Origin of the sequence: Desulfovibrio legallii (assembly GCF_900102485.1) — a bacterium.
GTDB classification, from domain to species: domain Bacteria; phylum Desulfobacterota; class Desulfovibrionia; order Desulfovibrionales; family Desulfovibrionaceae; genus Desulfovibrio; species Desulfovibrio legallii_A.
On the sequence record NZ_FNBX01000021.1, the window covers coordinates 32,098 to 44,401 of the forward strand.

Sequence of the window (12,304 nt, forward strand, 5' to 3'; positions counted from 1 at the left end):
GGCAACATGCCTTTTTTCTCCAAAAAGAAAGCCCCAAGCATAGAAACGGCGGGCAAGGGGCACAATCCCTATCTGAACGCCCGGCAGGAATGGCTTGAACGATACGGCGGCTATATCAGCCGGGCCGCACAATGGCGCACAGTGGCTTTTTTCTGTCTGATCATCACGGGAATTTCCATCACTGGCAACGTGATTCAGGCAAACCAAGTCAAAACGATCCCCTACATCATCGAAGTGGACAAGCTCGGCAAGTCTGCCGTGGTCGCCCGCGCCGATGTGGCCAGCGTCACGCCGCAACGGCTTATTCAGTCGGAAATCGCGGCTTGTGTTGCCGATTGGCGCACGGTGACGGCGGATGTGGAACTACAGAAAAAGATGATTTCCCGCTTGTCCTACTTCATGGCCGGTTCGGCAAAGGGCGTTTTGAAGGAATGGTACGAAACGAATAACCCCTATGAAATCGCCAAGTCGGGTAAACTGGTCCATGTGGAGATCAAAAGCTTACCCCTGCCGGTCAGTGCCGATTCCTACCGGGTCGAATGGACGGAAACCGTCCGCAGTCATGCGGGGGCGCTGTTGGAACAGCACACCTATGAAGCCACGGCCACGATCCAGATCAACCCACCCCAAACGGATGCGGTCTTACTGCGTAATCCGGGCGGGATTTACATCACGGCTTTGTCGGCGGGTAAGGTTGTGGGCGCTCCGTCGCGTTCCTCTTCTGGTGCCGTTTCCGGCGCTCCGGCTCAAACCGAATAAGGGAAACACCATGAAAAAAATAATGCTCTTGTTGTTCGCGTGTTTTTACGCTTGCCCGGTCTGGGCGGCGTCTCCTCCCTCAGTGGTTCCGGCTGGCTATCCTCCGGCTCTGGAATCCGGTTCGCCGGTAGTCTCGGAAGTAGACTATATCAGCCCGTCCACCGTGCCGCTCACGGATAAGGAAAAACACGCTTTGCATCTCTCGGCGGACTGGTCCCGGCGTAACGTCGCGCCGGTCCTGGGAAGCGGCGGCAAGGTGGTTTTTGTGCATGGGGCCAGTCTTCCCACGATCTTGGCCGTACCAATGCAAGTTTGCGACGTTGAACTTGAATCAGGCGAAACGGTCAATGAAATTGTAGTAGGGGATTCGGCCCGGTGGATGGTGGATTCCGGCACGGCGGGTTCCGGTCCCGCCGCTACCGTGCATCTGTTCATCAAGCCGGTGGACGCCGGGCTTGAAAGTTCAGCCGTAGTTACCACGGATCGCCGGGTCTATCACCTGCGGCTTGTTTCTCAACGCTCCGGCCATACACCCTATGTCGGTTTTGTGTACTCGGATGATCTGCGGCGCACGGCTGCCGCCCGCAAAGCCGCCGAAACAAGGCGGGCAACCTGGGAAAGTACAACGGTAGACGGGGAACGCCGGGATTTGTCCGATTTGAATTTTGCCTATGGAGTCAAAGGGAAAGCGCCTTGGACGCCGGAACGGGTCTATGACGATGGGCGGCAAATGTTCATCCGTCTGCCGAAATCCGCCGCGTCCGGGGAAATGCCCGTGCTCCTGGTCCGTAAAGGCAATAAAGATGTACTGGTCAATTACCGGGTCAAAGACTCGGCCATTGTCGTTGACGGCATTTTTGACAAGCTGGCGCTGATCGTCGGCGTGGGGGGCGATCAACAAAAAATCGAAATCGTCAGAGAAGGGGGCCGGAAATGAAACGCGCTGTTTTTCTCTTGTTGGCTCTGCTGCTCTCCGGCTGCGCGGGGCGCGGCCTGTCCGGCTCCTTCTGCGGTCCTTTGCCTTCGGATACCGCCGTGGTCCAGGTGGCGCAAGATGCCGTGTCTTTCCTGGCTTCGTCGTATCCGCCCGGCCATACCGCGCTTTTCCTTATGCCCGCCAAGGCGGAAAACGCCTTTGCTCATGCTCTGGAAAACGGCTTGCGGTCACGGGGGTTCACACTTTTAATGGAAGACCGAAAAGACGCCCTGGCCGTGGCCTACACGCTGGACGAGCTGCGGGACGATGCCGCGTGGTATCTGCAACTGAGACTTTCAGACGGCAAGGCGCTGGCCAGAGTCTACGACGCGGCGGGCCTGCCTGAAGCCGGACGCTCCCAAACGGAAGCCGTGGCGCCTCGTCCTTTACTGGAAAAAGCCGCGAACAAGGCCGGGGCCGCGTATGACAAAGCCGCCCACGCCTTGAACGACTAAGGGGGCCGTATGTCCACCGATTCTCCGAACAGTTTTGAACCGTTGCCGCCCGATGGTGTGGTCAAAATGCGGCGCTGGCCTCTGTATGCCGTTATCTGCGCCGGGTTGCTGCTGGTTGGTGTGCTCGTCTACAGTGTGAATTTCGCGCATAACCCGGAAGAGGAGGCCGCGCAAACCCAAAAAGTAGATATTAAGGAACAGGAAAACCCGTTGATTGCGGGAGAAGGCAACGGGCTGGCGTTGCCTCCTGCCGGTTCTCAGGGGCTTGCCACTCCTCAAGCGGTCGTTTCAGGCAAGCCGGAACCGTTGATAGTGGTCCGGGATGACGGCCAGAAACCCGCCGATCAGCAGGAAAGAGACAACATACGCCGGATGCGGTCGCAAGCCTACCTTTCGGCGCTGTCCTCGCCTCTGGCCGTCAAAAAAGCGAGTGTGACGGCGGGCGGCGCTCCGGCGCAATCGTCCAGCCCGGAACCCGTAGGCCGGGAACAGGGTAACGGCATTGACGCCTCGGCGCTGCGGGATAACGGCTACGATCCCGCCGCCAACAAAGACAAGGAGGCTTTTTTTGATCGCTCTTCGGCGCGGGATTCGGCTTGGATTCTGCCGCACTCTCGGACGCCGGGGCAACCTCTTGAAATCAAAACCGGGGCGGTGATCCCCGGCGTCATGCTCACGGGGATCAATTCCGATCTGCCGGGAACCATTATCGCGCAAGTCAGTCAAAATGTGTTCGACACAGGCACGGGGCAACAATTGTTGATTCCTCGCGGCGCAAAGCTCTACGGCGTCTATGATTCCCGCGTCGTTTACGGGCAAGAGCGCGTACTTGTGGCCTGGAATCGGTTGATCTTTCCTGACGGGTCCGCCGTCACCCTGGGGGCCATGCCCGGCGCGGATATGTCCGGTTATGCGGGGTATACGGACGGAATCAACAATCATTATCTTCGTATTTTTGGTTCCGCTGCGATTATGTCCCTGGTCACGGGCGGCATGGCCTACACGATGGATTCAATGGGCGGCGATAATGGCGGGAACAATAACAATCCGACGCTACAGGATGAAATGGGGTCCGCCCTGGCCGCGCAAATGGGGCAAGCCTCGCTCCAATTGTTGCAGAAAAATTTGAATATCACGCCTACGCTGGAAATACGGCCGGGCTATCAGTTCAATCTCGTCGTGACAAAAGACCTCGTTTTTCAGCATCCTTATAATCTAAAGTAATTCGCCTTATCCGCTGCGGGCCTCGCGTCCCAACTCAGCGCCGCATGACGGCCTCTTTTATGGAGTGTCGTTATGTGTGCGTCTTCCACGCAACACAATTCCTTCGGCCTTGGTTCCCCGGAACGCTCCCGCAATTGGCGCTTGCTGTATCTGCCTTTCGTGCTGCTGCTCGGCCTTGCCTGCCTGATTCTGACCACGCAACGGGTAGCGGCGTTCTACGGGTACGATCCGGCCTTGGGCGCGTCCTGGGGATCGGCCTTCGGCGTCCGCTGGTATGCGCCGTGGGCGATTTTCCACTGGCAAGAGGCATTCGGGGCCAATGATCCGGGCTTCATGGAACAGGCCATAACCCAAAGCCAAGCCCTGTTCCTCTGCCCGCAATTCCTACTCCTCGCCGTGTGGTTCACCTTTATGAAGAAGTTGAAAGGTGACGCCCGGCTACACGGCTCGGCCCGATGGGCGAATGAAAAAGAGATCCGCCGCATGGGCTATATGGACGGAAAGGGCGTGTATGTCGGCGGATGGGTCAAGCACATTACGGGCTTTGCCTACTGGTCCGCCGTGGCGCGTCGGGCCGTGCTGGTCTGGTTCCTGCGCTCATATCGTCCGCCCGTGCGTCGGGAACGGCAAATGTACCTCCGGCACAACGGCCCGGAACACGTCTTGTGCTTCGCGCCTACCCGTTCCGGTAAAGGCGTGGGCCTCATTCTGCCCACGCTGTTGGCCTGGGAAGGTTCCACATTGGTTTTAGACATAAAGGGCGAAAACTGGGCGCTTACGTCTGGTTTCCGCCGTTCGCAAGGGCAAACGGCGCTCCGGTTCGACCCTTCGGATATGTCCGGCGCGTCCGCCTTCTTCAATCCTATGGAGGAAATCCGTCTTGATTCCATGCTGGCTATTCCCGACGCTCAGAATATGGCGGCTATGCTGGTCGATCCTGCGGGCAAAGGTCTTGAAGACCATTGGAGCAAAGCGGCGTTCGCTATGCTGGCCGGGGCGCTGCTCCATTGCTGCATCATGGTCCGGCATGAGCAAGACCGTTGCGCCACGCTCTACGATCTGGGCTGCATGTTGGCCGATGAATCCCGCACCATTCAGCAACTTTTTGATGAAATGGTCAAAACCGACCATGCGGCCATGCTGCATAAAATCTTTCCTGACACCGCGCCCGATGGGGATGCCGGGGACTATGCCCAGAAAGCCCATGTCTTCATCGCGTCCAGTGCGCGGGAAATGCTCAATAAGGCGGAAAATGAAGCCTCCGGCGTCGTGTCCACGGCCCTGACAAATCTTGCCCTGTACCGCGATCCGGTGGTGGCGCTGAACACGTCTCGCTGTGATTTTCGCATTCATGACCTCATGAACGCGGAAAATCCGGTGAATTTGTATCTTGTCATTTCCCCGGCTGACATAGATCGGATGAAACCGTTAATCCGGCTCATGGTGGATATGATTATCCGCCGCGTCTGCGCGAAAATGGAGTTTGCGGATGGTTCCAGCAAAGCCGGGTACAAACACCGGCTTTTGCTCATGCTGGACGAGTTCACGTCCCTGGGCAAGCTGCCGATTATGGAAAAAGCCTTGGCCTACATCGCGGGCTATGGCGGCAAGGTCTATCTCATTGTTCAGGATATTACCCAATTGAATGCGGTCTATGGCAAAGAAAACGCTTTAATGGCCAATTGCCATGTACGGATCGCTTACGCCCCGAACACGGTAGAAACGGCGGAAATCCTGTCAAAAATGACGGGAAAAACTACCGTTGTCGAAGAAAAGGTGTCGTTGTCCGGCTCTCGAACCGGCCACCTAAAAAATGCCTCGGTCAACGTCACGGAAACGGCCCGTAATCTCCTGACGCCGGATGAATGTATGCGCTTGCCGGGACTGTCCAAAGACGAACAGGGCCACGCCACGCCGGGGGATATGCTCATTTTCACGGCGGGCTATTCCGCTATTTACGGGCGGCAAATCCTCTATTTCCTCGATCCCACCTTTTCAACCCGCGCCAAAATTCCCGCGCCCGGCACGACTGCGGCCTATCCATCCGGCATTAGTGATTCCCTGTATTTCCCGCGTCCGGCCTCCTGGTATGCGGTCACGTCCGCGGCCGCTGCTTCGCCCGCGTCGGCCCACACTTCCGAACAAGTAGAGGCTGATTATGCCCGTTATCTCGATGCGTCCTAACCGGCTGGCCACGCTGGCGCTGTCCGGGGCGGCGCTGATCCTGCTGTGTTTGTGGGCCTGGGGTGCGGGCTACCGTTGCAATCCCACGCCGTCCCTCCCGGTGGGCTTGTACCGGCTTGCGGCCGGCACTCCGCAACGCGGCGAGCCTGTGGCGATCTGTCTGTCCGGGCCGTTTGCCGATCTGGCGGCGGAACGTGGCTACCTCAAACCTGGTTCCTGTCCTTCCGGGCTGCGGCCTTTGCTCAAACGCTTGGCCGGGCTGCCCGGTGATCTGATCCAGGTGGACCGGGACGGAATCCGCGTTACGCCTGCCGGTTCTCCCGTGGCCTGCCTGTGGCTGGAAAGCCGGATCAAGACTGTGGACCGGCACGGGCGGCCGGTGGTTTCCGCGCTGACCTCCGGCGTCATTCCGGCGGGGTCTGCCCTGGTCCTGGGCGAACATCCCGGCAGTTTCGATAGCCGTTATTTCGGCCTTGTGCCGCTGGACTCGCTCCGGCGCACGGTGCCGGTTTTTGTCTGGACTCCAAAGGAGAAGAATCATGACTGACAAGGAAAAAGACTACTTGAAAGCCGCCGTCAATGTGGTGGCGCAACAGGTGACGGACAATCCGCTTTGGGGTGGCGTGGCCGTCGATCCTGACGTGGCCGACTGGATGGGCGCGTTCACGGAATCCGCCGTGACGCTGGCCGATCTTGCGGACGATGTTCTTTTGAGCGTCAACGCTCAGGGGGATGTAGTCTATGAAGGATGACAAGCCCAAACGTCCCCCGTTCCATGTAGAGTTTGCGGAAAAAATCATAGAACGCCTGAAAGAAGGGACCGCGCCTTGGCAAAAACCTTGGGAAGACGGCGGGCAAATCGTTGCGCCGCATAATCCCGTTTCCGGCACGGTTTACAGGGGGGTGAACCGGGTTGGGTTGGCTTTGTCCGGCTATGACGATCCCCGGTGGATGACATATAAACAGGCACAAGAGGCGGGGTATCAGGTCCAGGCCGGGAGTAAATCCACGCCCGTGGTGTTTTATCAGTGGACGCGGGAAAAAGATAAAATGGATGAGAACGGCAATCCGGTCCTGGGGGAAGACGGCAAGCCGGAAAAGGTCCATGTCTATCTGGATCGGCCTATTGTGCGTTTCGCCCATGTTTTCAATGCGGAACAGATAGACGGGGACTTGCCGCCGCTCTCGTTGACGAAAAATCCCCATAAATGGGAACCGCTGGAAAAGGCGGAAAGCATCCTGGCTGCCTCCGGCTCGACCATCAAACACGATCAAAGCAATCGTGCCTTTTACCGGCCTTTGATGGATGAAATCCACCTCCCGCCCAAAGTGAATTTTGACGAACCGGGCAAGTATTACGCCACAGCGCTACATGAGCTTGGTCACTGGACAGGCCATGAATCCCGCCTGAATCGGGAAGGTGGACCGTTCGGCTCAGAACCTTACGCCAAGGAAGAGTTGCGGGCGGAAATCGCTTCATGGATGCTCGGACAAGACATAGGCGTCCGCCACGATCCTGATCAGCATGTGGCCTATGTCGCCTCCTGGATCAAAGCCCTTGAGGAAGACCCTTCTGAAATCATGCGGGCTTGCCGGGATGCCGAACAAATCAAGGAATACGTCCTGGGACTGGAACGGGACAAGGAACTTGGAGACGAGCGCGTCAAAACGCCGGAAGTCGAGCGGCCCGATACGCCGGAACCCATAGCGGCTATGGGAACGCCGGATGGGGCGCAGGAACAATCCGCGCCGTCACGTCCAGCCCCGGAAAAAACTTGGTTGTCTGTGCCATACCGCGAAAAGGAACAGGCCAAAAGCCTGGGCGCGAAATGGGATACCACGGAAAAAAGTTGGTATGCGCCAAAAGGGGCGGATTTAGCCAAACTGGCCGCATGGCTGCCGGAACATGCGCGGGGTAAAGCGCCGGAACCTGCTTCCCCGGAACCCGTGGCGGCAATGGGCGTACCGGAACCGGCGCGGAAAACGGCTGCGGAAAAAGTTTGGTTGGTTGTGCCGTTTCGGGAAAAGGAACAGGCCAAACGTCTGGGCGCAAAGTGGGACCGGTCGGAAAAATGTTGGTTCGCCCCGGAAGGCGCGGACCAGGGGGCGCTTTCTCGTTGGCTGCCGGAACCGGGTAAGAGTCCCGTGCGTGTGCCGGGGTTGTCGCCAGAAGCCGAATTTGCCCGGATGCTGGACGAGGCGGGCTTTGATATGCAGGGACGGGAACCCGTCATGGATGGAAAAATTCACCGCGTCCCGCTGCTCGGCAAACTGGCCAACCCCGGACGGGCTGACGGTGCCTATTGCGGCTATCTGGATCATCTCCCGGCCGGATGGGCACAAAACCATATTACCGGGGAAGTGTTGCACTGGTCAGCAACAGGCCATGTCATGACGCCGGAAGAATCGGCGGAACGGCGGGCGGCAATGGAGCAGCAGCGGGAAGAGCGGGAACAGAGTATGCGGGAGTCTCGAAACGCGGTAGCGAAAGAATGCCGGGACTTGTGGGACAAACTGGAATCGGCTTCGCCGGATGCTCACTATCTCAAGGAAAAGGGAGTGCCGTCCTTTGGCCTGCGACAAGATCAAAATGGTTTTCTGGCGGTCCCTCTGCGGAATACTGCGGATGAGCTGCGCGGCTTTCAATCTATTTCGCCGGAAGGGGAAAAGCGTTTCAAAGTCGGCATGGAAAAAAAGGGAAATTTTCATACCATAGCGGCGGAAGGCAAAGACTTCTCGCAAGGGGAAATCCTGATCTGCGAAGGCTACGCCACGGGTGCAAGTTTGCACATGGCCACGGAAAAACCGGTGGCCGTGGCGTTGGATTCCGGCAACCTGGAACCCGTGGCCAAAGCCCTGCGGGAAAAATTCCCGCAAGCGCAAATCACCATTTGCGCGGATAACGATCACGCGCTCAAACGGAACGGCAAACCTTACAACGTGGGTATGGAAAAAGCCAAAGCCGCCGCCCTAGCCGTGGGCGGCAAAGTGGCGGCTCCGGTGTTCAATGAGGAGGAAAAGGCAAAAGGCTTGACGGATTTCAACGATCTGCACAAGTCGCGGGGGATTAAGGAAGTACAAAAACAAGTCGGCCTATCCCTTCTCCATGATCAGGGAAAGACACGGGAACTGTCTTTATGAACGTGCATTTTTCCAGCCGTAAAACCGATTGGGCAACACCTTGGACGCTTTTCCGGCAATGGGACACACTGCAAGGCCCATTCACGCTGGACGTGTGTGCCACAGCCGAAAATGCCAAATGTGGGCATTTCTTTTCCCCGAAAGACGACGGACTCTCTCAAAATTGGAGCGGTGTTTGCTGGATGAACCCGCCATATGGACGTGCTATTTCGCACTGGATCGCCAAAGCGGTTGTGGAGGTGAACACAGCCGGGGTCAGGCGTGTTGTTTGTCTTCTCCCCGCGCGGACAGATACCGCATGGTGGCATACCTTTGTTATTCCGCATGGCGCTGTGCGGTTTCTGCGGGGACGGATACGCTTCGAGGGCGCGGCACATCCCGCACCGTTTCCCAGTGCTATTGTCGTCTTTAATAACCCAAGCCTACAATTTCTGCGGGACACGCGCCCCAACCTCGCGCCGCCTGACGGCCTTTTAAGGAAAAGTCATGTGCGCGAAATTGTTGATTCTTGAGTCTCCCGGCAAGGTGAAAAAAGTACAGTCGTTCCTTGGCCCGGATTGGAAAGTGGTTGCTTCTGTCGGGCATGTCCGCGATCTGCCGGTCAAGGAAATGGGCGTGGCCGCACCGGATTTCAAGCCGCACTATCAGCCCACGGAGCGCGGGGCGGATGTGTTGAAACGGCTAGGGGCGCTGGCAAAACAGGCCGATGTTGTTTATCTGGCCACGGACCCGGATAGAGAAGGGGAAGCTATCGCGTGGCATGTGGCCGATGCCCTGAAACTGAAGGACGCAAAGCGCGTCACCTATGGAGAAATCACGGAAAGCGCGGTCAAGGCCGCTGTCCAGAGTCCCCGCGCCATTGATATGGCTTTGGTGGCCGCGCAAGAGGGGCGGCGCGTTCTGGATCGCTTTTGCGGGTATCTGGTGTCCGGCCCGCTCTCCCGCGCCGTGGGTACGCGCCTTTCTGCCGGGCGCGTCCAGAGTCCGGCCTTACGGTTGGTGGTCGAACGGGAACGGGCAATCACTTCCTTTGTGAGTGTCACGCATTACGGGGCGGAACTGAGCTTTGAGGGCTGGAAAGCGGCCTGGGTGGTCAAGTCGTGGATTGAGCCGGGACAAGAATATTTCAGGATCAAGCCCTGGCAGAAAAAATGGCGGGCCTGCGCTCCTTGGAAATCCTGGACTGTGAAGAATCGGAAGCCCGCGTCGCGCCTCCGACTCCGTTCACAACGTCCAGCCTGCAACAGGCCGCCAGCAATGCCCTAAAATTCAAACCGAAACAAACTATGTCTCTGGCGCAAGCCCTCTATGAGCAAGGCCACATTACCTATATGCGGACGGATTCTCCTAATCTCTCGCAAGAGGCCGTAGCGGTGATCCGCGCCTATGCCGATGGGCAAGGCTGGCCGCTGCCGGACAAGCCGCGTACCTGGAAGGCCAAAGACGGGGCACAAGAGGCGCATGAGGCGATCCGGCCTACTCATATAGAAGAGGAAGACGCCGGGGAAACGGCCGATGAAAAAGCCCTATACCGGCTGATCCGCGTTCGCGCCCTGGCATCACAGTTGGCGGATTCCGTCTACGCCGTGCGCCTGCTCCGGCTATCTGCGGATGTGGACGGCAAACAAGCCACGTTTGAGGCCAAAGGCCGGACCCTACAGGAACAAGGGTGGAAAGTGCTTCTGGCTGCGGATGAGGCCACCAAAGACGACGCGGAAGACGAGCCGGACAATCCCGTCCCGGCGCTGCAATCCGGCGCACAGGTCACGGCGCTTTCCGGCCGTGTCCTGACGAAAAAGACAAAGCCGCCCACGCGCTACACGCTGGCGAGTCTGGTGCGGGAATTGGAAAATAGAGGAATAGGCCGTCCGTCTACGTTCGCGGCCATTTTGGACACTATCCAAACCCGTGAATACATCAAAGAAGAAAAACGCTATCTGGTGCCTACTCCCTTGGGGGTACAGGTGGTGGATGCCCTGGTGAATGCGTTTTCCTTCGTTGATTATGCGTTCACCAAAGAAATGGAACAGGCGCTTGATGATATTGCCAGCGGCAAGACGAAATATCAGCAAGTTGTCGCTACGGCTTTCAATCGGCTGATGGATGAGGTGACGCGCTTTGACTCAGCACATGCCGTGCTCTGCCCAGAGTGCCAAAGCCCCAAACTGCGGCATATAGTCAAAGAGGACACAAAAAATGTGCGCGGCTATGACTTCTTCGCCTGTCCCGACTGTGAAGCCACGTTTCCGAATGTGGACGGCAAGCCTGGCCCGAAACAGGATCGGAAAAAGCCGGAACTGTCGGAATACAAATGCGGGGAATGCGGCAAGCCTCTGATCCGTCGCATGGGGACGACCCAAAATGGCAAGCCGTATGATTTCTTCGGCTGCTCCGGCTTCCCGAAATGTAAAGCCAAGTATGAGGTGAAAGACAGCAAACCTGTATAATACCTAATTGTGGTTCCAGAATTTTTTTGGGGAATATCACCAAAAATTGATTTCCTATTCTTGACCTCCAATCTTTAGAAATTATTCTATAAAAATATCTATATTTGGAGGTATCTATGAACAAGAAAGTCTCTAGTGAAGAAATGGCCAGTTTAGCATCGGAAGTTTTGCGAGACAAAGGAGCGTCCAAAGTTCAGAAAACTCTCGCCGGTTCTGTTCTGTCACAAGCTGCAAGTGGAAAAGAAACAGGCGCAGATATGGAAGCATTGGCCTCTAGGGTGCTTCAAAGTGACAAGTATGCCGACACCACGCAATCCTTAGCAGGGTCAGTCCTTTCTCAATCGAATAAAAATCGCTGACCGTCAGAAAGGCCCGCGCTCCCTAACGGAACGCGGGCCTTTCCGTCAATCAATGGCGGCGTAAATCTTCCCGGCTTCGGGGTGGCAATCAATATACTCCATCAAATCATAATACCGATCCGCCAGACTCGGCACACGTTCCGCCATATGGGACAAAGTGAACAGCGTCACGACGATTCCCGCCGCGTCGGCGGACATTTCCTCATTAAAATAGTTGCCCTCGCAGACTATGCGAACCGGCGTAGCCGTTTCCGGGGCCATATAAAAACCGCCGTTGCTGAGTTCGTAAAACTGCCAGAATACGCCGTCATAATTCGGGCAAAGCCGCCGCATCCAGTTATACACATGAGATTCAAACATCAGAAACGCTCGGGCGCAATGCTTGGGGAAAAAATCTACGCGGTCTTCTTCGGTGGTAATCTTCCCATTTTTAGGAGCGATTACAAGTAGAGCCTAAGACACCTGTGCGAGCTTCATGGCGGGAGTTATGCCGCCAATGCCCATGTTGGGGCGCTCGTTATTATAACTCCAGAGCCATTTGGTGGCAAAATCCTGTATTTCTTCAAGACTTTCAAAGAGATAGTGGTTGAGCCAGTCATAACGCACTGTTCGGTTATACCGCTCGACATACCCATTTTGTTGCGGATTCCCCGGCTGGATATACCGCAGGCGGATTCCTCTCTGCCCGGCCCAGGTTTGCAGCTTGGCGCTGACATATTCCGGGCCATTGTCACAACGGATCTCTTTGGGGCAGCCACG

Annotated in this window: 14 protein-coding genes; 12 read left to right on the top strand and 2 right to left on the bottom strand. The window is 57.0% G+C overall.

Features of this window, described 5'->3' with window-relative positions; all coding sequences use genetic code 11:
* The first annotated feature begins 6 nt into the window (after positions 1-6).
* The 12 genes from BLS55_RS10730 (at position 7) to BLS55_RS10780 (ending at position 11,545) form a co-directional block, all read left to right on the top strand.
* Positions 7-759, top strand: a complete 753-nt coding sequence (locus BLS55_RS10730) for a VirB8 family type IV secretion system protein (protein ID WP_092155068.1) — start codon at positions 7-9, stop codon at positions 757-759.
* Positions 760-769: 10 nt separating this feature from the next.
* A complete protein-coding gene (trbG, locus tag BLS55_RS10735) occupies positions 770-1,696 on the top strand; it encodes a P-type conjugative transfer protein TrbG (protein WP_092155070.1) in 927 nt (308 codons plus the stop codon).
* Positions 1,693-2,190: a hypothetical protein gene (locus BLS55_RS10740; RefSeq protein ID WP_092155072.1), complete on the top strand. Its 498-nt coding sequence runs from the start codon at positions 1,693-1,695 to the stop codon at positions 2,188-2,190. Before trbG ends, BLS55_RS10740 begins: the two co-directional genes overlap by 4 nt.
* 9 nt (positions 2,191-2,199) lie before the next feature.
* The gene (locus BLS55_RS10745) at positions 2,200-3,414 is read left to right on the top strand and encodes a TrbI/VirB10 family protein (protein ID WP_227327200.1); all 1,215 of its coding nucleotides are present in this window, start codon (positions 2,200-2,202) and stop codon (positions 3,412-3,414) included.
* 72 nt (positions 3,415-3,486) lie between these two features.
* The gene (locus BLS55_RS10750; protein WP_092155074.1) at positions 3,487-5,598 is read left to right on the top strand and encodes a type IV secretory system conjugative DNA transfer family protein; all 2,112 of its coding nucleotides are present in this window, start codon (positions 3,487-3,489) and stop codon (positions 5,596-5,598) included.
* The gene (gene traF / locus BLS55_RS10755; protein WP_092155076.1) at positions 5,573-6,145 is read left to right on the top strand and encodes a conjugative transfer signal peptidase TraF; all 573 of its coding nucleotides are present in this window, start codon (positions 5,573-5,575) and stop codon (positions 6,143-6,145) included. The genes BLS55_RS10750 and traF overlap by 26 nt, the downstream gene beginning before the upstream one ends.
* Positions 6,138-6,350: a hypothetical protein gene (locus tag BLS55_RS10760; protein ID WP_092155078.1), complete on the top strand. Its 213-nt coding sequence runs from the start codon at positions 6,138-6,140 to the stop codon at positions 6,348-6,350. Before traF ends, BLS55_RS10760 begins: the two co-directional genes overlap by 8 nt.
* Positions 6,340-8,739: a zincin-like metallopeptidase domain-containing protein gene (locus tag BLS55_RS10765; protein ID WP_092155080.1), complete on the top strand. Its 2,400-nt coding sequence runs from the start codon at positions 6,340-6,342 to the stop codon at positions 8,737-8,739. Before BLS55_RS10760 ends, BLS55_RS10765 begins: the two co-directional genes overlap by 11 nt.
* Positions 8,736-9,251 (top strand): DNA N-6-adenine-methyltransferase, encoded by a 516-nt coding sequence (locus BLS55_RS10770; RefSeq protein ID WP_092155082.1) that lies wholly within the window; start codon positions 8,736-8,738, stop codon positions 9,249-9,251. Before BLS55_RS10765 ends, BLS55_RS10770 begins: the two co-directional genes overlap by 4 nt.
* Complete coding sequence (locus tag BLS55_RS12345) at positions 9,226-10,005, top strand: toprim domain-containing protein (RefSeq protein WP_257243226.1); 780 nt, start codon at positions 9,226-9,228, stop codon at positions 10,003-10,005. The genes BLS55_RS10770 and BLS55_RS12345 overlap by 26 nt, the downstream gene beginning before the upstream one ends.
* A complete protein-coding gene (locus tag BLS55_RS10775; RefSeq protein ID WP_257243227.1) occupies positions 9,909-11,186 on the top strand; it encodes a type IA DNA topoisomerase in 1,278 nt (425 codons plus the stop codon). Before BLS55_RS12345 ends, BLS55_RS10775 begins: the two co-directional genes overlap by 97 nt.
* A 116-nt stretch (positions 11,187-11,302) precedes the next feature.
* The gene (locus BLS55_RS10780; protein ID WP_092155084.1) at positions 11,303-11,545 is read left to right on the top strand and encodes a hypothetical protein; all 243 of its coding nucleotides are present in this window, start codon (positions 11,303-11,305) and stop codon (positions 11,543-11,545) included.
* Positions 11,546-11,590: 45 nt separating this feature from the next.
* On the opposite strand, the gene BLS55_RS10785 is transcribed toward BLS55_RS10780, so the two are convergent.
* Entirely contained in the window at positions 11,591-11,905 is a 315-nt protein-coding gene (locus tag BLS55_RS10785) for an antirestriction protein (protein ID WP_092155086.1), read from the bottom strand.
* A 93-nt stretch (positions 11,906-11,998) separates the two neighbouring features.
* A partial coding sequence (locus BLS55_RS10790) for an integrase core domain-containing protein (RefSeq protein WP_143339555.1) occupies positions 11,999-12,304 on the bottom strand: 306 nt, incomplete at its 5' end.